The 20446-nt window shown below is 70.1% G+C and carries 13 protein-coding genes and 3 pseudogenes; 10 read left to right on the forward strand and 6 right to left on the reverse strand.

Annotated elements, in window-relative coordinates:
- The first annotated feature begins 1 nt into the window (after window position 1).
- The 3 genes and pseudogenes from ACFUPX_RS10705 to ACFUPX_RS10715 all read left to right on the forward strand — a co-directional run.
- Entirely contained in the window at window positions 2-472 is a 471-nt protein-coding gene (locus ACFUPX_RS10705; RefSeq protein WP_383319363.1) for a hypothetical protein, read from the forward strand.
- Window positions 473-898: 426 nt separating this feature from the next.
- Window positions 899-2206 (forward strand): hypothetical protein, encoded by a 1308-nt coding sequence (locus ACFUPX_RS10710; protein WP_383319366.1) that lies wholly within the window; start codon window positions 899-901, stop codon window positions 2204-2206.
- A gap of 113 nt (window positions 2207-2319) precedes the next feature.
- Window positions 2320-2577, forward strand: a pseudogene (locus tag ACFUPX_RS10715) (transposase); the annotation flags it as partial.
- A 308-nt stretch (window positions 2578-2885) separates the two neighbouring features.
- Here ACFUPX_RS10715 and ACFUPX_RS10720 read toward each other — a convergent pair.
- Both ACFUPX_RS10720 and ACFUPX_RS10725 read right to left on the reverse strand, forming a co-directional pair.
- On the reverse strand, window positions 2886-3518 hold the full coding sequence (locus ACFUPX_RS10720) for a hypothetical protein (protein ID WP_383319369.1): 633 nt from the start codon (window positions 3516-3518) through the stop codon (window positions 2886-2888).
- Window positions 3515-3952, reverse strand: coding sequence for a hypothetical protein (locus ACFUPX_RS10725; RefSeq protein ID WP_383319372.1), 438 nt, complete (start codon window positions 3950-3952; stop codon window positions 3515-3517). The genes ACFUPX_RS10720 and ACFUPX_RS10725 overlap by 4 nt, the downstream gene beginning before the upstream one ends.
- A gap of 233 nt (window positions 3953-4185) precedes the next feature.
- Between ACFUPX_RS10725 and ACFUPX_RS10730 the strand changes: the two are divergent.
- Window positions 4186-4359 (forward strand): annotated as a pseudogene (locus ACFUPX_RS10730) (IS701 family transposase); the annotation flags it as partial.
- A gap of 460 nt (window positions 4360-4819) precedes the next feature.
- Here ACFUPX_RS10730 and ACFUPX_RS10735 read toward each other — a convergent pair.
- The 3 genes and pseudogenes from ACFUPX_RS10735 to ACFUPX_RS10745 form a co-directional block, all read right to left on the reverse strand.
- Window positions 4820-5287: pseudogene (locus ACFUPX_RS10735) on the reverse strand (aminotransferase class I/II-fold pyridoxal phosphate-dependent enzyme); the annotation flags it as partial.
- Window positions 5288-5726: 439 nt separating this feature from the next.
- Window positions 5727-6572 carry an SDR family oxidoreductase gene (locus tag ACFUPX_RS10740; protein ID WP_383319375.1) on the reverse strand — a complete coding sequence of 282 codons (846 nt, stop codon included), beginning with the start codon at window positions 6570-6572 and terminating at the stop codon, window positions 5727-5729.
- 42 nt (window positions 6573-6614) lie between these two features.
- Window positions 6615-7079, reverse strand: a complete 465-nt coding sequence (locus tag ACFUPX_RS10745; RefSeq protein WP_383319378.1) for a MarR family winged helix-turn-helix transcriptional regulator — start codon at window positions 7077-7079, stop codon at window positions 6615-6617.
- A 479-nt stretch (window positions 7080-7558) separates the two neighbouring features.
- On the opposite strand from ACFUPX_RS10745, the gene ACFUPX_RS10750 reads away from it, so the two are divergent.
- The 6 genes from ACFUPX_RS10750 to ACFUPX_RS10775 all read left to right on the forward strand — a co-directional run bounded on the left by ACFUPX_RS10750 (window position 7559) and on the right by ACFUPX_RS10775 (window position 19673).
- Window positions 7559-9460 (forward strand): amino acid adenylation domain-containing protein, encoded by a 1902-nt coding sequence (locus tag ACFUPX_RS10750; protein ID WP_383319381.1) that lies wholly within the window; start codon window positions 7559-7561, stop codon window positions 9458-9460.
- A gap of 66 nt (window positions 9461-9526) precedes the next feature.
- Window positions 9527-14176, forward strand: a complete 4650-nt coding sequence (locus tag ACFUPX_RS10755) for an amino acid adenylation domain-containing protein (protein ID WP_383319384.1) — start codon at window positions 9527-9529, stop codon at window positions 14174-14176.
- 83 nt (window positions 14177-14259) lie between these two features.
- Window positions 14260-15477 carry a 3-deoxy-7-phosphoheptulonate synthase gene (locus ACFUPX_RS10760; RefSeq protein ID WP_383319387.1) on the forward strand — a complete coding sequence of 406 codons (1218 nt, stop codon included), beginning with the start codon at window positions 14260-14262 and terminating at the stop codon, window positions 15475-15477.
- Window positions 15474-17489 (forward strand): chorismate-binding protein, encoded by a 2016-nt coding sequence (locus ACFUPX_RS10765; protein WP_383319390.1) that lies wholly within the window; start codon window positions 15474-15476, stop codon window positions 17487-17489. The genes ACFUPX_RS10760 and ACFUPX_RS10765 overlap by 4 nt, the downstream gene beginning before the upstream one ends.
- Window positions 17476-18084 (forward strand): flavin reductase family protein, encoded by a 609-nt coding sequence (locus tag ACFUPX_RS10770; RefSeq protein ID WP_383319394.1) that lies wholly within the window; start codon window positions 17476-17478, stop codon window positions 18082-18084. Before ACFUPX_RS10765 ends, ACFUPX_RS10770 begins: the two co-directional genes overlap by 14 nt.
- Window positions 18085-18179: 95 nt before the next feature.
- Entirely contained in the window at window positions 18180-19673 is a 1494-nt protein-coding gene (locus ACFUPX_RS10775) for a 4-hydroxyphenylacetate 3-hydroxylase family protein (RefSeq protein WP_383319446.1), read from the forward strand.
- 83 nt (window positions 19674-19756) lie between these two features.
- Here the strand turns inward: ACFUPX_RS10775 and ACFUPX_RS10780 are convergent, their stop codons facing one another.
- Window positions 19757-20425 (reverse strand): O-methyltransferase, encoded by a 669-nt coding sequence (locus tag ACFUPX_RS10780; RefSeq protein WP_383319397.1) that lies wholly within the window; start codon window positions 20423-20425, stop codon window positions 19757-19759.
- Window positions 20426-20446: the final 21 nt, after the last annotated feature.

Genomic DNA, 20446 nt, shown 5'->3' on the forward strand with positions numbered 1-20446 from the left:
CATGCATCCACGTAAAAGCCTTGCCCTGGCGACGGCCACAGTCGCACTCGGCGCTGGCGTCTCCCTGTCGGCCCCGACTGCCCAGGCGCATGACGCCCAGCAGGCTCCGCAACGCGCGGCGGTCGCGGACAACACTGCCGCCTCGGCCGATGCCGCACAGCGCCCCGGCTGGCACACGGTCTGGGGCAACACCTGGGTGAAGCCGAACGGCAAGTGGACATCGAACAGCTACAAGGCACCCACCAAGGGCAACCGCGCCGTGCTGAGGTGCTACAACACCCGGGCGAAGAACTACGTAGCGATCCACAAGTATGTCGGCGGCCGCTGGAAGGTCGCCGGAAGCAGCGGCTGGCGCACCTGCAACCCCAACGGAGGCATGACCGCCAAGGCACAAGTCACGCCCGGCACCTGGCTGCGCGTGCGGGTCGGCGGAAAGCAGGGCTCGTTCGTCCGCGCAGAGAAGTGGTCATGAGGCGCTGATGCGCCTCAGCCTGATCACGTGATGTAGCCGCTTGCCGCAGTCGCCGCCTCGTCGCGGCGGCGACTGCGGCCTTCATACGCGCAGCTCAGAGGGCGTCAAATCCCGCCCCTCCGTCCGGCGAGCTCGGCGACGGACCAGGTTGCACGATCGGAGAGGGCGTTCCCGTGCGGGCCGAAGAGGCGATTCAGGCGCACCTAGCCTTCCTGGCCAGGCGTCGACCTCTTCACGCGAGCGAGGCATACCGCGGCACCATGGGCGAGGAATGGCAGGTCCGCCGCCACTTCGAACGCCGCAAAGTCTCCACCAGCGCATGCGGCCGAGCGTTCGGCACCCCCTGCATCCACGAACACGCCTGCTTCTCTGAACTTGACCACCGGGCGTCCCGCCTGCTGCGAGGACCTCACTGGAGTCGGGCCAGTGACAGGTAACCGGGGCCGCCGGCAAAAGATCGACCAGGATCATGGCGTCGAGGACGCTTCCTTGGTGGTGCTGACGGGGCAGGGCTCGAAGACGATCGCCGAACAGCAACAGGCCGTCGCCGACGCCCACGCCAAGAACGCCGATGAGGAAGCCAAGGCCGCCAAGGCCATCGCCGACAAGGCACAGGACGACACGAAGGCGGCCTACCAGCACGCCGCCAACGCCGCCGGATACGCGGCCACCGCGCGCGGCTACGCCAAGGAAGACCTCGGCTACTCGGCGGACGCCGCCAAGGCCGCCACGAAGGCCGCGCAGTCCCTGGCCCGAACGATCGAGTACGGCAGGCAGGCCACCGAGGACGCCGAAGCGGCCGACAAGGCGGCGGGCCGGGCCGAAGGGCATGCCAAGGACGCCCGCGACTCCGCCGACGAAGCCGCCCTCGACGCGCAGGCGGCCCGGGACGCGGCGGACGCGGCCGAACAGGACGCGAAGGACGCACGCGCCGCGGCCGACCGTGCCGACGAGGCGGCAACCGAGGCCGAGCAGTACGCCAAGGACGCGAAGAAGTACGCCGACGACGCTCAGGACGCCGCAGACCGCACCGAACGCAAGGAAGCCAACAAGCAGGTATCCGTCGGAGCGGGCACGGGAATCGGCGGCACTTTCTACGTCGTCGACGGCATCAGACTCACCGGCGACCCGAAGGCGAAGAACGACTGCGTCATCGACATCGGCCTCTCCGGCTGCACCGTGACCTTCACCCTCACCTTCGACGCCGACGTCGATTTCTACCTGTGCGCCAACCCCGACGTCGCCGCGACCGAATCCAGCTGCCCTAAGCGCGACACGGTCTATCTCGCCTCGCAGACCTTCAAGAACCTGAAGAAGGACGTCACCCGCTACTTCACCAAGCTGGAGATCGCCCAGGACATCGTCAAGGTGATCGCCAGGCTCGCCTGGGACATCCTCGTCCAGGACTTCGTCGACTGCTACCACGGCAGTGCCAGCGGATGCGGTTGGGCAGCCGCCAACTTCATCCCCGGCAAGAAGATCGAAGACGCCGTCCAGGCCATCCGCTCCCTCGACACAGCACTCAAGGCGGGAAGCAAGACGGCCGGCGCCTGGAAGGCCGTCAAGGCGTCCGGTCTCTCGTCCGACGTGATCTCCGGAATCGGGAAGCGGGCCAAGGAGGCGCTGAGGGCCTGCGGTGTCCGCGGCGCGGCCGTACTGCGGAGCGCGGCAGACGAGTGCGTGATACGTGACCGGACCTTCACCCAAACCTGGCACCAGACCCGAGGACGTTGAACACACCGTGGCTTGCTCATGGCGTTGGCTGAGGTACGCCGAGGCTTGTCCGACCTTGCGGCCAGCCGGTGCCGCATACGTACTTCCGGGAGGTTCTCCCATGCGCCAGCCCCGCCGACCGCGGCTACGACCACGACATGTACCGGCGCCTGCTCTGGCAGCGCGGGATTCGCCCGGTGATCGCGAAACGAGGCGAACCACACGGCACCGGCCTGGGCAATATCCGGTACGTCGTCGAGCGCACCATCGCCTGGCTGCACGGCTTTCGCCGCCTGCGCATCCGCTGGGAACGACGCGACGACATCCACGAGGCCTTCCTCAATCTCGCGGTCTGCCTGATCACTCACCGCCACGTCCAACGGCTCTGTTAGCGCCTTTAAGAAGCAGTTCCGGGGTCCATCCCGAACGCGCGGGGAGCAGCGCCGAGGGCACGGTCGAGCTGAGCAAAGCCGGGGTCCATCCCCGCACGCGCGGGGAGCAGATGACACTGCGGCGCTGTCGAAATACGCGACGGGTCCATCCCCCGCGGGTGCGGGGAGCAGACCTGACCGATCGGCACGTCCAGCCCGCCGGTGGGGCCATACCCGCGCGTGCAGGGAACAGGCGAGTTCACCAACCCGTCGCGCACGTCGATCGGGACCATCCCCGCGCGAGGCGACCACGGCCCTGGCGTGGGCGGTCACCAGTGTGTGAGATCGACGGTCCGCACACAGTGCGGATCCGCCTCATCCACCGTCCACGTCTCCTCGTCACCCACGAGCGAGGGCAACGCAGCCAACAAGGCCGTCACGGCACCCGCCAGTCGCACGTCAGCCCCGACCATGCCGCCTGCTTCCTGAACCGCCAGGTACAGCCTCATCCGGTCCGTGCCCGTGAACAAGAAGCCGCAGAGTGCTGGGGTGGGGGGCTCCTCGACGAACGGCCATGCCAGGGTCCTCAGGACCCGCATGGCACGGTCGTCTCCGGTCGCGTCAGCGATCTCCGTACACGCAGGGTGAACGCGCACCAGTTCCATGCCCATGACTGAGGCGTCCGGCTTCGCGCGGCCCTCGCTCGCCAGAGTGCGGACCCACCCCAGTGCCATGGAAGCCGTTACCGGCTCATCATCGTCGTCCACCAGCGGAATCTCGAACGCGGTCAACTCGCCGACCTCTGCTGCGCCAGCAGCGCCGACCACGAGCCTCACGGCGTCTGATGCCGGCAGGATGCCGCGAAGGAACAGACCTTCGCCCAGAGGCGCTTGGACGTAATGGAACAGCAGGCTCGTGATGGACGCCTGCTGCTCCACTACGTCCTCGTCGACTCCACTCATACGTTCACCCAGTCCGGACACTTCCTCACACCCTTGCAGTAGGCAGTGACGACGCCGATCTTCTGCCCACGTCCCGCATCGTATTCGCCATCGGCGCTTCTGCGGGCGTACTGGACGACGACCACGATCTTGACTTGTCGCCCTCCGTTGGCGATGGCGTAGCCCCAGTACTCACGACGTGGGCCGTTCTTCTTGTCCACATTGCCCCTCAGGGCAGCATTGACGACCGCGCACTTCCTGATGTTGTGCTTTCCCGAGAAGTGATTCCAACCGAGGTCTCCGTTGCCACGCCGGGTGGGAATCACCAGTCCGTCGGGATCGGTCTCCTTGCACTTAACGGTCTTGTTCCAGTAGGGGCCTGCCGAGGCAGGAGAAGCTGGGGCGAGGAGGGCTGCTGCTGCGATGGCTGCTGACGCAGCCTTGATCATCTTCATGATCGGACGTTGCCACACAGCGAGGACGAACATTCCACCCTTCGGAATGAATCGCCCTCTTGCCGACGTCACGTGTGCTTTCGGCCTACGTCCGGGTCCAAGACGGCCACCCACCAGACACGATCCGGCTCCGGGACGATGAGATCGACTGGACGAGCTCCAGAGAATCGCTCGGACTAGTACTGCAACGGTGCTTGCCGTGACTGCTGGGCAGCTCCGTCGTTGATGTGGTTATGGGTGGGGACCTTGCTGATGTCAGGTTGTGGGCCGGAGAACTGGGTGTGGTGCATGAGCGGTTCGTGCACCGGTTCAACCGGCAGGAGCCGCGTCAGTCTGCGCTGGCTTACATGCGGGGACTGATCGCTTCGTTGAAGCGGAAGAACGGCTGGACGCTCGCGGAAGAAGCCCCCTCTTTCCCCACGGAGAGCGCGACGCCGACTCGGGACCGCGGTGCCGGTGCGGGGTCACGTCCGTTCCGGCACCGCCGCCAGTCCCCGCCGCGCTGTGGGGCCGGCCGTGATGCCGAGACCCTCAAGGGGGTAAGCGCGCGCACGGCCCCTCGGGGTATGCCCTCGACCATCAGTTGACAGCCGCATCCAGACCGTTACTCGCTGGGAGCACAGGAAGCGGCTCCCAGCGCATCCTTTTGCCTCGTGCTCCCACCACAAAGTAAGGGCCATCGAGGTAGCCTGAGCAGCAGGGTGTTGAAGGTTGAGGCTTCGGCGAGACTGACTTCGGCGACTCACACGGCCTGCTACGCAAGTTCAAGCCGGGAGCCGGACCCTGCAGGTCGGCCGCGACTCACCCGGTGCCGAACACCTCGATTATTAGCACCTGCCGATCACTTCCCGTCGACTCCCGTGCTGATCAAAGGTCGGCGATATGCCGACGGAAGCGACCCGCCGCCTTCACTACGGCGTCGTTGGCCTGCCGTTCTCCGATGGTGACCCGCACGCCATCCTGGCCGTAGGGGCGCACGGTCACCCCGGCGTTACGGCAGTGTTCAGCGAAAGCGGCTGTCTGCTGACCGAGACGAAGCCAGACGAAGTTGGCCTGGCTGTCGGGCAGGGACCAGCCCTGGTCCAGGAGCGCCTCGTGTACGCGCGCCCGTTCGGAGACCAGTTCCTCAACTCGTTCCATCAGCTCGGTCCGTCGATCGAGGGACGCGATGGCAGCGCTTTGCGCTGTTGTGGAGACTCCGAAGGGTACGGCAGCCTTGCGCAGGGCGTCGGCGACCGGTTCGTGAGCGACCGCGTAGCCCACTCGCAACCCGGCCAGGCCGTAGGCCTTCGAGAAGGTCCGAAGGGTCACGACGTTCGGACGATCCTGGTACGCAGGCCCCCCAGCACCCGTCGGCTCGTCATAGGAGGCTGTGCGTGCCGTCGGCCCCACCAAGATCCGGACCATCGGGCCAACTCCCCACATTGCACCTGTCCGACTAACATCCTTGCTGGTCAGATGGGTTTACTGCCTGTACCACCAGCAGACGAAGAACCTGCTGGTGTCGTACTCGCCGAAGAAGCTCGGCTTCTTCTAAGGGCACGAAAAAAGGCGCCTGACTCGGGCTTTTGCCCGTCAGGCGCCTTCCACTCGGCCCACGCAGAGCAGGGCCGGGTTTATGTCGTACCTCCCACTGCCTCTCACCTGCCTCTGACCGATTTCCCGCTCCTGACCAGCTCTTCCGGACCAGTCACCCACCTACGACACCGGCGTACTCCACCTGACCGAGTCCGGGCCTGCGTGGCGGGGTGGGCGGCTCCTTCCTGCCCGACTCTCATTCCTTGCCCGACCACGCGCCCATCGCCGCTGCCTCCTTCGCGTAGGTGGCGAAGCGCTTCGAGGGGTGGCCGGTGAGGCGGTGGACGGTGTCCGTGGGGTGCGCGTCCCCGAGAGCGGCGAGGGCGGCGAAGACGCTGATATCGCGTTCGACGTCCTGGGTAGGGCGGCCCTCGGCGCGGCCGGTGGCGCGGTAGGTGTCCTGGTCTCCGTGGAACGCGACGGAGAGATCGGCGGCGCGGCCGATCGTCGCCAGCGCATCCGCGAAGGAGAGGGCCTCGGGGCCGGTCACCTCGTACGTGCGGCTGGTGTGGCCGTCCTCGGTGAGGGCGGCGACGGCCACCGCGGCGATGTCGTCCGCGTCGACGAACGTCTGACGGCACTCGCCAAGCGGCAGCGCCAGCGAGCCGTCGAGGACGGCCTCCCGGAAGATGCCTTCGTCGAAGTTCTGGTTGAACCAGTCGGCCCGTACGACTGTCCAGTCCGCCCCGGAGTCACGGACGAGGCGCTCGGCGGCCATCAGCCGCTCGTCGCCCATCTCCTCGATGGCGCGGCTGGACAGCAGGACCAAACGCCGTACGCCGGTCGCGAGCGCGCGCTGGACGAAGTCCGGTGCCAGCGGTAGTTCGTGAGGGAGCATCAGGTAGACGCGTTCGGCGCCGGCGAGCGCCGGTTCCCAGGTGGTGTCGTCGTGCCAGTCGAAGGGGACGTCGGAGTCTCGGGAGGCGGCCCGGACCGGGTGGTGGGCCTCGCGCAGCCGGGCGGCGACCCGGCGGCCGGTGGTGCCGCGGGCGCCGAGGACGAGAACCGGGGCGTGGGGGGTGGCGGGGGGTGCGTCATGCATGCCCGGTGCAACGAGAGAAGTCCCGTTGAGGCACCGGGGCCGTCACCGTCCCTGTTCGGACTCCATGGCCGCGGACACCTTCTCGCAGAGTTCCGCGAACAGGGCACTCTCGCCCTCGGTGAGAACCGAGGCGGCGATCTGTCCGATGTCGTGGTGGCCGCGGGCGATCCGGGCGAGGAACAGGTGGCCCTCGGGGGTGAGGGAGGTGCTCAGTTCGCGCCGGTCCTCTCCAGCCGCCACCTGCTTCACCAGGTTCAGGTCCTTCAGCACGCGCAGGGCCTTCGACGTGGTCTGCCGGGAGACCTCCAGCATGTCGCTCAGTTCGGAGGGCCGCATGGAACCGTGCGCCCGCAGAAGTTCGAGCGTGTCGTACTGGTGCCAGTTGACGCCCTCGGGGTTGACGCGGGACCGGCGCGCGACGAAGAGGCACTGAAGGTGGGTCAGGGCCGCCTGCAGAACGGTCGGCTGCGGATGATGAGTGGGGATCAAGCCGTCTCGTGGAGTCATGAGCGCTTCCGGTACGGGGGTCACCGGTGGGGGGGAACCCCAAGATATCAAGGGGTCGCGGGCCTGGGCCGTCGCGGTGGCCGGGAAATGTTTTCCCTGAGGACACCATCTGGGGGCGTGATCGGGCCAACCGGGGGTACCGGAGTGCGAGGGCCGGTCGCGGACACGTACCGGTCGCCCCGCACCGGACGGTCAGATCAGACGATACGGGGACGGGGCTGTGCTTCATGCCCAATTCCGTCGGCCGACGTACACGCGTAACGCACGGAAAAGCCCGCTCAACCTGCGGAAAAGCACGAGTGTTTGACATCGACACAAAATCGTGGTTAGCATCGATTTCCGCGAAGAAATTATATTTTTATCCTGCTCCGCTGGCAATGCACAAGCCCGAATCAGGTTCTCCACGCAATGCGCGGCGCGCATCCGTGGACCTGCGGGTGCCCTCCCTCCGGACCCCCACCCCGAGGAGATCAGCGATCATGGAAAAGAACGTAGATGTCCCGTCCTTATTACGTACGGGATTACGCAAGGGATTACGCACGGGAAATCCACCGACTTCGGCACCCCCTCTCGTCCTGACGACCCTCTTCGAACGGATCGTCCGCACACACGGCGGGTCCGTCGCCCTCGCGGACGGCACGGAACGGGTCACGTACGACCGCCTCAACCGGCGGGCCAACCGGATGGCTCTCCACCTCCAGGACCGAGGTGTCACCAGAGGCGACCGCGTCGGAGTGCACATGCGCCGGTCCCCCGACCTCTACGCGGTCCTCCTGGCGGTCCTCAAGGCCGGGGGCTGCGTGGTCCCCCTCGACCCCGCGTATCCCACGGAGTACCTCGCCCGCATCCTCCGCGAGGCCCGCCCGTCGCCGGTGATCTGCGACGACCCCACCGCTCTGCCCCCCGACGTCCGCGACGGTGCGCTCGCCCGGGACGACCTGGTCAGGGGCAGCGAGGGCCTCCCCGACGGCGACCCGGACCCCGGCACCGGCCCGGAGGACACCGCGTTCCTCATGTACACCTCGGGCTCCACGGGCCGGCCCAAGGGCGTACGGATCGCGCACCGCGGACTGGCGCGGCTCGGACCGCACAGCGGTCCCCTCGACATCACCCCCGAGGACGGACTGACCCAGTCGGCCGCGTTCTCGTTCGCCGCATCGACCATCGAGATCTGGCTGGCGTTCCTGCACGGCGCCACCCTGCTGCCCATGCCCCCCGGACTGCCCTCGCTGCCGGACTTGCGCGAGGCCGTCGAGAAACGCGGCGCGACCGTGCTCAGCCTCCCCTGCGGCCTGTTCAACGCCCTGGTCGACCAGGAACCCGAATGCCTGCGTTCGGTGCGGATCGTCCTGCTCAGCGGCGACTTCCCCTCCCCCGACCACCTGCGACGGGCCCTGGCGCACACCGACGCGGTCCTCTACAACGGCTACGGCTGCACCGAGAACTCCTCCATCACCGCCCTGCACCCGCTGACCTCGCCCAAAGACGTCGACGGCGCGGGCGTCGTCCCGATCGGACGGCCACTGCCGGCGGTCGCGCTGGACGTCTACGACCCGCTGATGCACCCCTGCGCCACCGACGAGGTGGGCGAACTCTGCGTGGGCGGCACCGGTGTGGCGCTCGGGTACGCCGACCAGCCGGAGCTGACCGCCGAGAAGTTCACCCAGGACCCGAACGGTGACGGGCTGCTCTACCGCACCGGAGACCTCGCACGGCGGAACAAGAACGGCGACATCGTGCTGGTCGGGCGCTCCGACAGCATGGTGAAGATCCGCGGGTTCCGGGTGGAGACCAGCGCCGTGACGCTGGCGGTGCGCGCCCTGGACGGGATCGCGGACGCCGCCGTGAAGGCGTTCGAGGACGACGACACCCGCGAGAAGCACCTCGTCGCCTTCTACACCACCCCCGACGGCCGCCCGGCCGCCCCGGGGGACCTGGTCCGGGGGCTCTCGGCGGACCTGCCCTCCCACATGGTCCCCTCCACGTTCCGGCACCTGGAGAAAATGCCGACGAACGTGAACGGGAAGATCGACCGCACCGCGCTCACCGTGGAATCCCAGAAGAAAAATAAAATCCAGAAGACCCAGAACGAGAATTCAGAGAAAGGCAAGAAGACTATGCAGAACCCCCTCGAAAGTGTCGTCCTCCAGGCCTGGATCGATATCTCCGGAATGGACGACTTCTCGACCACCGACTCATTCCTGGGACACGGCGGGAATTCCCTGCACTTCGTGCAGCTGGCCTCCCGCCTCCAGAAGATATTCGGAATCGAGGTCACCACCGAGTCGGTCTTCCGGCACGGCACGGTCGAGCAGCTCGCGCGCTTCATCGACGAGTCCCGCGACCAGGCAGCCACCGCCTCTTCGTCGTCGCAGGGCTGACGGAGCGCCGGACAGCGACCGGCACGTCGGGCCGGTCGCCCGACGTCCGAGGAGGGTGGCAAACCCGTGAACAACCCCTTGATCACGGCAATTCTGAACCTGGCACGGAGAACACTCCGGTCTCCCGGCCTGGGACCGGACGAGCCCTTCTTGGACCACTGCGACGATCCCGCGCTGCTGGACGAACTGGGCGCGGTGCTGCGGTCCGTGTTCGGCGTCGACCCGCCGTCCGAGGGTGGAATGGGCGGGCAGAGCGCGGCGGCGGTGGCCGATCGGCTCACTCGGAGCCGGTCCGGCTCCGCCGGGCAGGACGGGCAGGAGGTGACGGCCGGGTCCGCGCCGCGCAACGGCGGCACGGCGGAGGCCTCGTTCGGCCAGAGCGGCATCTGGCTCATCGACCAGTACCTGCCGACCCCGCAGGCGTACAACGGGCCGTTCCTGGCGCGGCTGCCGTTCCGGCTCGACGGGGACCGGCTGCGCCGGGCCGTCGCCGGGGTGCTGCGGCGCCAGGAAATCCTGCGCACCACCTACGCGTTACGTGACGCCCGGCTCCTCCAGGTCGTCTCCGACGACGACACGGCCTTCCACTACGGCATCGAGCACTACGGCGACGACAAGGAGCTCGACGCGCTCGCCCAGCGGGTGGCGAACGCCCGCCTCGACCTGGAGCACGGACCGGTGCTCTCCGTGACCTGCGCGCTCGGTCCTGGCGGGGAGAGCGCGATCCTCTGCAACATCCACCACATCGCCTCCGACGCCGCCTCGGCCGGTGTCTTCCTGCGCGAACTCGTCGACGCCTACGACCGCATCGGACGGGGCCTGCCGGTGGAGAGCGTGCCGGGACGCCCGCAGTACGCCGACTTCGCGCACTGGCACCGCACGCACCTCACGCCCGAACGGACCACGCGCCTGCTCGACGAGTGGGCCGACCGGCTCGCCGGGGAGCTGCCCGTGCTCGCCCTGCCCGCGGACCGGCCCCGGCCCGCCACGCAGGAACACCGGGGCGGCACCGTCCCGTTGCACGTTCCGGCCGCAGTGACCGAGAAGCTGGAGCGGCTCGCGGAACGCGAGGGCGTCACGCTGTTCATGACGCTGCTCGCGGTGTACGGCACGTTCCTCACCAAGCTGACCCGTCAGGAACGGGTCCTTGTCGGCTCGCCCGTCTCCCTGCGGGACGACCCGCAGACCAAGGACCTCGTCGGCTACTTCGTCAACATGGTCGTGCTGCGCCAGGACGTGGCGGGCTCGATGACCGTGCGCGAGGTGCTGGGGCGGGCGCGCGAGGAGGTGGCCGACGCGCTGCGGCTGAAGTGGGCCCCCTTCGACAAGGTCGTCGAGCGGCTGCGGCCCGACCGCGGCGGCGGTCATACGCCCGTCGTCCAGACGATGCTCGTCCTCACCGACCCCGGCTCCGCCCAGGTCGCCTACGACGGAGCGCCGTTGAGCATCCGGCGGGACATGGCGCACGGCGCCAAGTACGACCTGTCGGTGGTGTTCGCCCGGGAGGCGGACGGGCTGCACTGCGGCCTGGAGTACGACGCGCACCTCTTCGACGAGGCGACTGCGCGGAGCATGGGCGAGCGACTGGGCCGGCTGCTGTCCCGGTTCGCCGAGGCCTCGCCGGACACCCCGGTCCGCGAACTCGGGCTGCTCGCCGCCGACGAGGAGCGGGAGGTGCTGGCCCACGACGACCGCGTGGACCGGTCCGCGCCCCCGGTGCCGGTGACCGAGCTCTTCGAGCGGCGGGCCGCGGCCGCCCCGGACGCCGTGGCCGTCACCGACGGCGGCCGCCGGTGGACGTACCGGGAACTCGACGAACGGGCCGGACGGCTCGCCCGGGTCCTGCGCGAGGAGGGCGCGGCGGCGGGCCGCCGGGTCGCCATCGCGCTGCCCCGCTCTCTCGACATGGTCGCGGGACTGCTCGCGGTCGTGAAGTCCGGGGCGTCCTACGTCCCGCTGGACCCGTCCCACCCGCCGCAGCGGGTGGCGTACGTCCTCGACGACACCGAGGCGCTCCTCGTCCTCACCGACAGCGCCACCGGTGCACAACTCCCGCCCGGGACAAAGCTGCTGGAGACCGACCGACAGGAGGAGAGGATCGCGGCGGCCGACCCCGCGCCGCTCGGCCCCGCCCGCACGCCCGACGACGAGATCTATGTGATCCACACCTCCGGGTCGACCGGCGCCCCCAAGGGCGTCGTCATCAAGGACCGCACGGTCGGCAACCTGGTCGCCGCACAGGACCGGGTCTCCCCGTGCGGGGCGAGGGGCACCACCCTCCAGTACATGACGCTCTCCTTCGACGTCTCCGTGATGGAGATCCTGGGGACGCTCTGCGTCGGCGGAACGCTCGCCCTGATCCCGGACGAACTCCAGAAGGACCTGCACCGGCTGGCCGCCTTCGTCGCCGAGCACGACGTCACCCGCCTGTACCTGCCGTACATCGCCCTCCAGAGGTTCGCGGCCCTCGCCGTCGCGGAGGACCTGCGCTGCGACGCGCTGCGCGAGGTGACCTCGGTGGGCGAGGCGCTGGTCGTCTCCCCGCAGATCCGGGAGTTCTTCACCCGGCACCCCCGGGCCCGGCTGCTCAACATGTACGGCCCGTCCGAGACCCACCTCGCCACCTGGCACGAGCTGTCCGGCGAACCCGCCGACTGGCCCGAGGCTCCGCCGATCGGGCGGGCGGTCGACGGGATGCGGCTGCGTGTCCTCGGCCCGGACCGCGAACTCCTCCCGCCTGGCGTCACGGGTGAGCTGTACATCGGCGGCCCCCACCTGTCGCCGGGATACCGGGGCCGCCCCGAGGAGACGGCGCGCCGCTTCCTGCCCGATCCCTACGGCGTCGAGGGCGAGCTGGTCTACCGTACGGGCGACCTCGTGCGGTGGAACTCGCGCGGCGACCTGGAGTACCTGGGCCGTGCCGACGACCAGATCAAGATCCGCGGCTACCGCGTGGAACCCAGCGAGGTGGAGGCCCGCCTCGACGCCCTTGACGGGGTGCGCGACTCTGCGGTGGTCGCGGTGGAGTTCGGGCCCGGCGACCGGCGGCTGGTGGCCGCCGTCACGGGTGACGGCGCCGACGACGGCACAAGGCTGCGGGCCGCACTGGCCGAGCGGCTGCCCGAGTACCTGGTGCCCGCGCACCTCGTCCGGCTTGACCGGCTGCCGACCACGCCGAGCGGGAAGATCGACCGGGCCGGGCTGGCCGGGCGACTGGCCCAGGAGGTGCGCGACCGGCGCGCGGACGAAGCCTCGGGGACGGCCCAGCCGCCGCGGGCCGGCACCGAACGCGCGATCGCCGAAGCCTGGTCGGACGTTCTCGGCAGCGGCTCCCCCGGGCGCGACGACGACTTCTTCGCAGTGGGCGGCAACAGCATCATCGCCACCGAACTCGTCTACCGGCTGCGGACGTTGTTCGAGGTCGACATCCCGCTGCGCGCCCTGTTCGACAGCCCCACGGTCGCCGGAATGGCCGCGCGGATCGACGAGCGCCGAGCGGGCGGCACCCAGGCGTTCACGGAGCCCGCGGCCGACCTGCGCGCCGATGTGACCCTGCCGGACGCCGTCCGGCCCGGCAACCGTGAACCGGTCGCGCCGAACACCGCGACCCGGTTCCTGCTCACCGGGGCGACCGGCTTCCTCGGCAGCTGGCTGCTGCGCGAACTGGCGGCCGTCCCCGGGCACACCGTCACCTGCCTGGTGCGCGCCGACGACGCGGCCGCCGCCCTGGCCCGGCTGCACACCACGGCCGACCGCTACGGCATCTCCGGCGGTATCGCCTGGGACCGGGTGCGCGCCGTCCCCGGCGACCTCGCCCGGGACCGGATGGGACTGTCCGACGCGGACCACGCCGACCTGGCCGATTCGGTCGAGGCGGTCCACCACGCGGCGGCGCACATCAACTTCGTGCTGCCGTACGCCTCGGTGAAGCCGACCAACGTCGACGGCCTTCGCTCCGTCCTTGAGTTCGCCGCCGCGGGACGGCTCAAGCATGTGCACCACATGTCGACCGTCGCCGTGTTCGCCCCCGGCCGCGAGGGCGGGCCGATCACCGAGGAGGCGGTGCCCGACACGTGCGAGGGGCTCGGCATCGGCTACACGCAGAGCAAGTGGGTGGCCGAGGGCATCGCCCGGCTGGCCCAGGAGCGCGGGATGCCGATGACCGTCTACCGCATCGGCCGGATCTCCGGCGACAGCGTCACCGGCGCCTGCCAGGCCGACGACTTCCTGTGGCGGCAGATCAAGAGCTTCATCGAACTCGGTTCGGCCCCGCCCGCCGAGGAGCTGACCACCGACCTGCTGCCGGTGGACTTCGTCGGCAGGGCCGTGCACGCCCTGTCCCGCGAACCGTCAACCGACGGTGCCACGTACCACCTGTTCCACCCGCGCGGCTCCGACTTCACGCCGGTGCACGCCGCCGTCCGCGACTGCGGCCACCCGCTCGACACGGTTCCGGCCGAGGAGTGGCTGACCCGCCTGGAGGAATCGGCCCGTCGCCCCGGGGGCAACGCCCTCGCCGCGGCCGTGCCGCTGTTCCGGGAGGGTGCGCTGGAACTCGGCGACAACACCTACGCCAACGAGCGGACGACCCGGCTTCTGGACCGGCTCGGACTGCACTGGCCCGACATCGAGCGCCGCTCCCTGACCCGCATGATCCGCTGGTTCGAAGCGGCCGGTGAGCTGGACCGCCGGCCCCCCGGGCGCCAGAGCGCGTAGACCGGGCCGCACAGCGGCTCCCCCCACCCAGACATCCGCAGGCGGCCACCCCCACACGCCGCCTCCGAACGAAGGCTGACAGCATGCCTCCATACCCCGTTCCGGGTGCCGGACACGACCCGTTGATCGCCTCGATGGTGGCCGGGCTCCCCGCCCGCCAGCAGCCCCGGTGGCCCGACCGTTCTCTGCTGCCCCCGGTCCACGACCGGCTGGCCCGTGAGTCCCCGCTGGTGTCGTACGCGAGCGTCCGCGAGCTGCACGCGCTCCTCGCGCGGGCCGCCGAGGGCGACTTCTGCCTCATCCAGGCCGGTGACTGCGTGGAGCTGACCACCGAGTGCGAACCGCGCGACGTCGCACGCAAGGTGGAGATGCTGGACGTCCTCGGGGACGTCATGCGCACCGGCTCCGGGCTGCCCGTGGTACGCGTCGGGCGGATGGCCGGGCAGTTCGCCAAGCCCCGCTCCGACGACTGGGAGGCCGTGCCCGGCGGGCGGCTCCCGGTGTTCCGGGGCCCGGTCGTCAACGCGCCGGACGCCCGCGAGGAGGACCGCACCCCCGACCCGTCCCGCGTCGTCACCGGCCTGGAGGCCGCCCGCTGCGCCGTCAGCGCCCTCGACGGGCTCGGCCGCGGCGAGGGCGCCGCATCCGATGACCGGGTGTGGACCAGCCACGAGGCACTCCTGCTCGACTACGAACTCCCCCAGGTACGGCGGCACGCGGACAGCGGCAGCTATCTGGCGTCGACGCACTGGCCCTGGATCGGCGAGCGCACCCGGCAGACCGACTCCGCGCACGTGCGGCTGATGGCCGAGCTGGACAACCCGGTGGCGTGCAAGATCGGGCCCGAGGCCACGGCCGACGAGGTGCTTGACCTGTGCGCGGTGCTCGACCCGCACCGCACCCCGGGCCGGCTGACCCTGATCGCCCGGTTCGGAGCGAGTCGGGTCGCCGAACTGGCCCCGCTGGTACGGGCCGTCCGGCAGGCCGGGCATCCGGTGCTGTGGATGTGCGACCCGATGCACGGCAACACCGTGAAGACGCCCGACGGGCTCAAGACGCGCCGCCTCGACGCGATCATGTCCGAGATCCGGCAGTGCGTGGACGTCCTGGCCGAGAACTCGGGGCGGTGCGCGGGCCTCCATCTGGAGGCCTCCCCCGACGACATCTCCGAGTGCGAGGGCGCGGGCCGCAGCCCGGCCCGCGGGCCGGGCTACCGCAGTCTGTGCGACCCCCGGCTGAGCCTCGTCCAGGCCGTCGCCGCCGCCGCGCACTGGCGGCTTCCCGTGGGGGCCGTGGCATGACCACGACCCTCACCACCGCTCCGGCGCAGGCCCACGAGGTGCTGCTGCCACCGCCGGGCCGGCCCTTCGCGGTGCTGCACCGCCCCGGCGCCGACCGGGCGGCACCGGTGGAGATCCTCAGCGGCCCGGTACGGCGCGCGGGCGACCTGGACACCCTCGAACTGGACCTGGACGGCGGCCAGGACGGCACTCAGACCCTGGTCCTGGCCCCCTACCGGCAGATCAGGGAGCGCGGCTTCGCGCACCCCGACGACGGCGAGCCGCTGCTGGCCATGGAGGTGCGCGAGCACCGGCGCGTCCCGCTCGACCGGCTGCTGGCCTGCCTGCCGGACCGGGCACCGCAGGTGGAGGAGACCCGCTTCGACATCGACGACGACGGCTACGCGGCCGCGGTGGACGGCATCGTCCACCACGAGATCCACCGCGGCGAGGGCTCCAACTTCGTACTGGCCCGCAGTCTGCACGGCAGGATCCGCGGCTTCGACCGCACCGCCGCCCTCGCGGTGCTGCGCGGGCTGATGACGGCGGAGACCGGCGCGTACTGGACGTTCCTGATCTTCACCGGCGACCGGTACTTCATCGGCTCCACCCCGGAGCAGCAGGTGCGGGTGCGGGGCGACCGGGTGGAGATGAACCCGATCAGCGGGACCTACCGGTATCCGCGGACCGGCGCCGACCTGCCGGGGCTGCTGCGCTTCCTGCGCGACCCCAAGGAGACCGACGAGCTCTACATGGTCGTCGACGAGGAACTCAAGATGATGGCGGCCCTGTGCGGCGACGGCGTACGGGTCAGCGGACCGTCCCTGAAGTGGATGTCCCGCCTCGCGCACACCGAGTACTACCTCTCCGGCCAATCGGACCGCCCGCTCACCGAGATCCTGCGCACCACGATGCCCGCGCCGACCGTGACGGGCAGCCCGGTGGAGAACGCCTGCCGGGTGATCGAACGGTACGAGCCGCACGGCCGGGGCTACTACAGCGGGGTCATCGCCCTGCTGGGCCGCGCGGGCGGGCAGCGGCAGTTGGACGCGGCGCTGACGCTGCGCACGGCGGACCTCGGGGCGGACGGCACCGTGCGGCTGACGGCGGGCGCCAGTGTCGTGCGGGAGTCGGTGCCGGCGCACGAGACGGCGGAGACCACCGCCAAGCTGTCGGGCCTGCTGGACGCCCTGTCGGGGCGGCGGTCGGCGAAGGTCCCCGTCCCGGCGTCCGCCGCCGGTCTTGCCGAGGCCGGTCCGGTGCGCGGCGCGCTGGCCGCCCGCAACGACGGTCTTGCGGCCTTCTGGCTGCGGGGGGCCGCTGACGCACCCGCCGCCCGGTCCGTCGCGGGCACCGGGGTCACCATCGTCGACGCCGAGGACGGCTTCACCTCGATGCTCGCCCACCAACTGCGGGCGCTGGGCTGCGCGGTGCGGCTGGTGCCCTGGGCCCGGGCAGCGCGTGCGGGCGTCGCCGCAGCGCCGGGCGTGGTCCTGCTCGGTCCGGGTCCAGGCGACCCGCGGGACGAGGCGAACCCCCGGGTGCGCGCCCTGCGGGCCACGGCCGCCGAACGACTCGCGGCCGGTCTGCCGCTGGCGGCGGTCTGCCTGGGGCACCAGGCGGTGTGCACCCTGCTGGGGCTGCGGGTCACCAGGCTGCCCGACCCGGCGCAGGGCAGGCGGCTGCGGGTCCCGCTGTGGGGCAAGCCGCGCATGGCCGGTTTCTACAACAGCTACGTCGCGCGGGCCGACGAGGACTGGCTGCGCCCGCAGTTCGGCGGCGGCCCGGTCCAGGTGCAGCGCGTCGGCGACGAGGTGATCGCGCTGCGCGGTCCTGCCCTGTCCACGATCCAGTTTCACGCGGAGTCGTTCCTGACCCAGGACGGCCCCGGCATCCTGGCCGACCTGCTGACCGGCGCCCTGGCACCGGCCGCGGCGCACCGGCCGGGCGTCCACGACAGCTACGGGGCCGGTGTACCCGGTGTACACAGCACCGGCCCCCGGGAGTCCAGGGGGACCCATGAGCATGCCTGAGCGAGGGGGCGTGGACACCGCGCCCCGCCCCATCGACCCACGTGCCCTGCGCAGTTGCATGGGCCAGTTCGCGACCGGGGTGACGGTGATCACCTGCCGCCGCGGCGACCTCGTACACGGCACGACGGTCAACGCCTTCACCTCGGTGTCGCTTGACCCGCCGCTGGCCCTGGTGGCGCTGGACCGGCGCAGCCGGGCGGGCGCGCTGCTGCGGGAGGACGGCGACTACGTCGTCAACATCCTCGACGCCTCGCAGCGCGACCTGGCGATGCACTTCGCCGGACGGCCCATGGCGGAGCCGGTGCCGTGGGTGGACGAGCAGGGGCCGCACCCGCGGCTGGCGGGCACGGTGGCCCATCTGGTCTGCCGGCCCTGGCAGATCCACGACGGCGGCGACCACACGCTGCACATCGGGAGCGTCGAGGAGTTCGAAAGCCGACCGGGGCGGCCGCTGTTGTTCCACGGCGGCGCCTTCCCGGAACTGGTGCCGGACGACTCGCTCGTCGCCTGGTCGCTGTGCCTGGACGGCATGGACCCGGTGGCGCACCTCCCGCTACACGACGAGCCCAGCAGGGCGGACAGGACAGGGGACTGACGCACATGACGGACACGACGCACAGCACGGACACGGCGGGCGCCTCCGGACACGACACCACCGGGGACACCGGACCGCGCCGCAAGACGCGCCCGATGACCGGTGACGAGTACCTGGAGAGCATCCGTGACGGCCGGGAGATATGGGCGTACGGGGAGCGGGTCGACGACGTCACCAAGCATCCGGCGTTCCGCAACACGGCCCGGATGACCGCGCGGCTGTACGACGCGCTGCACGACCCGGAGCACCACGACACGCTGACCACGCCGACGGACACCGGCAGCGACGGCTACACGCACAAGTTCTTCCGGGTGCCGCGCAGTGTGGAGGACATGGTCGGCGACCGGGACGCGATCGCCAAGTGGGCCCGGATGACGTATGGCTGGATGGGCCGCAGCCCGGACTACAAGGCGAGCTTCCTCGTCACGCTGGGCGCGAACCCGGAGTACTACGGGGAGTTCGCGGACAACGCCCGCCGCTGGTACGCCCAGGCGCAGGAGCGGGTGCTGTTCTGGAACCACGCGGTGATCAACCCTCCGGTGGACCGCGACCGGGCGCCGGACGACGTCGGCGACGTGTTCGTGCACGTCGAGAAGGAGTGCGACGACGGCCTGGTGGTCAGCGGCGCGAAAGTGGTGGCGACAGGGTCGGCGCTGACCCACTTCAACTTCGTGGCGCACTACGGACTGCCGGTGAAGAAGAAGGAGTTCGCGCTCGTCGCGACGCTGCCGATGGACGCGCCTGGGGTGAAGCTGATCTGCCGTCAGTCCTACGAGCTGGCCGCGAACCGGATGGGCAGCCCGTTCGACTACCCGCTGTCGAGCCGCCTCGACGAGAACGACACCGTCTTCATCCTCGACAAGGTGAAGATCCCCTGGGAGAACGTCTTCATCTACGGCGACACCGCCAAGGCAGGCACCTTCCTGAACACGTCCGGGTTCACGCACCGGCTGACCTTCCACGGGGTGACCCGGCTCGCGGTGAAACTCGACTTCCTGGCCGGTCTGCTGCTCAAGGGTCTGGACGTGACCGGGACGAAGGACTTCCGGGGCATTCAGACCCGGGTGGGCGAAGTGCTCGCCTGGCGGAACATGTTCTGGGGTCTCAGTGACGCGATGGCGCGCAATCCGAACGGCTGGCACGACGGCGGACTGCTGCCGAACCTGGATTACGGAATGGCGTACCGCTGGTTCATGACGATCGGATATCCGCGGGTCCGCGAGATCATTCTCCAGGACCTCAGCAGCGGACTCATCTACTTGAATTCACACGCCAAGGACTTCAAGAACCCCGAACTGCGGCCGCATCTGGACCGGTACATGCGCGGGTCGAACGGATACGACTCGGTGGAGCGGGTCAAGCTGATGAAGCTGATCTGGGACTCGGTGGGCACGGAGTTCGCGGGCCGCCACGAGCTGTACGAGCGCAACTACTCGGGCAGCCACGAGAACGTGCGTATCGAGATCCTGATGGCGCAGACGGCGTCCGGCCTGGTCGACGACTACCGGGGTTTCGCCGAGGAGTGCATGGCGGAGTACGACCTGGACGGCTGGACGGCGCCGGACCTGATCGGGCCCGACCAGGCATGAGCGCCGGGGCGAAACGGCGACGGGGCCGGCGGGCGGCAGGTGTCCGCGCCGCCGCCCCCGCAGGGCCGACCTCCCGCCGGGTGTCAGGGCAGGATCACGGCCAGGGTGAAGCCGTCGTAGCCCTTGGCGCCCACCGTCTGGATCGTGGTGGCGCTCACCCGGGGCTCCGCGGCCACCTTCTCGTGGAAGCGCCGCATTCCGCGGACGCCGCCGTCCGGGTTGTCGGCGTCGGCGACCGCGCCGCCGAGCACCACGTTGTCGACGACGATCACGCCGCCGGGCCGGGAGAGTTCGAGCGCCCAGTCGAAGTACTCCGGGGTGTCGGGCTTGTTGGCGTCGATGAAGACCAGGTCGAAGGGCCGCTCCGCGGTCTTCGCGAGGTCGGGCAGGATGTCGAGCGCCCGTCCCACCTTCTGCTCGACACGGTCGGCGACACCGGCCCGCTGCAGGTGGCCGGCGGCGGTCTGGGCGAACGAGCGCTCCCACTCGATGGTGACCAGCCGTCCGCCTGGCGGCAGGGCGCGGGCGAGCCAGATGGAGCTGTACCCGCCGAAGGTGCCTATCTCCAGAATGCGCTCGGCGCGCTGGACGAGGGCCAGCAGATGCAGCAGCTTTCCCTGGGAGCGGGAGACCCCGATATCGGGGAGATCGAATCCGATGTGCGCCTGGGCGGCGGCGGCAAGCGCGGAATCCTCGTCACCGAGAACCGCGTCGAAGTAGCCGTCCACCGCACTCCATTGATTCTGTGTCATGACTCAAGTGTTCCTCGTGAG

The sequence above is a fragment of the Streptomyces sp. NPDC057302 genome (assembly GCF_042667685.1).
In the GTDB taxonomy this organism is placed as follows: domain Bacteria; phylum Actinomycetota; class Actinomycetes; order Streptomycetales; family Streptomycetaceae; genus Streptomyces.

Coding starts and splice junctions, on each gene's coding strand:
- ACFUPX_RS10705 (WP_383319363.1), top strand. CDS start 2: ATGCATCCACGTAAAAGCCTTGCCCTGGCGACGGCCACAGTCGCACTC.
- ACFUPX_RS10720 (WP_383319369.1), bottom strand. CDS start 3,518: ATGAGTGGAGTCGACGAGGACGTAGTGGAGCAGCAGGCGTCCATCACG.
- ACFUPX_RS10725 (WP_383319372.1), bottom strand. CDS start 3,952: ATGAAGATGATCAAGGCTGCGTCAGCAGCCATCGCAGCAGCAGCCCTC.
- ACFUPX_RS10740 (WP_383319375.1), bottom strand. CDS start 6,572: ATGCATGACGCACCCCCCGCCACCCCCCACGCCCCGGTTCTCGTCCTC.
- ACFUPX_RS10745 (WP_383319378.1), bottom strand. CDS start 7,079: ATGACTCCACGAGACGGCTTGATCCCCACTCATCATCCGCAGCCGACC.
- ACFUPX_RS10750 (WP_383319381.1), top strand. CDS start 7,559: ATGGAAAAGAACGTAGATGTCCCGTCCTTATTACGTACGGGATTACGC.
- ACFUPX_RS10760 (WP_383319387.1), top strand. CDS start 14,260: ATGCCTCCATACCCCGTTCCGGGTGCCGGACACGACCCGTTGATCGCC.
- ACFUPX_RS10765 (WP_383319390.1), top strand. CDS start 15,474: ATGACCACGACCCTCACCACCGCTCCGGCGCAGGCCCACGAGGTGCTG.
- ACFUPX_RS10770 (WP_383319394.1), top strand. CDS start 17,476: ATGAGCATGCCTGAGCGAGGGGGCGTGGACACCGCGCCCCGCCCCATC.
- ACFUPX_RS10775 (WP_383319446.1), top strand. CDS start 18,180: ATGACCGGTGACGAGTACCTGGAGAGCATCCGTGACGGCCGGGAGATA.
- ACFUPX_RS10780 (WP_383319397.1), bottom strand. CDS start 20,425: ATGACACAGAATCAATGGAGTGCGGTGGACGGCTACTTCGACGCGGTT.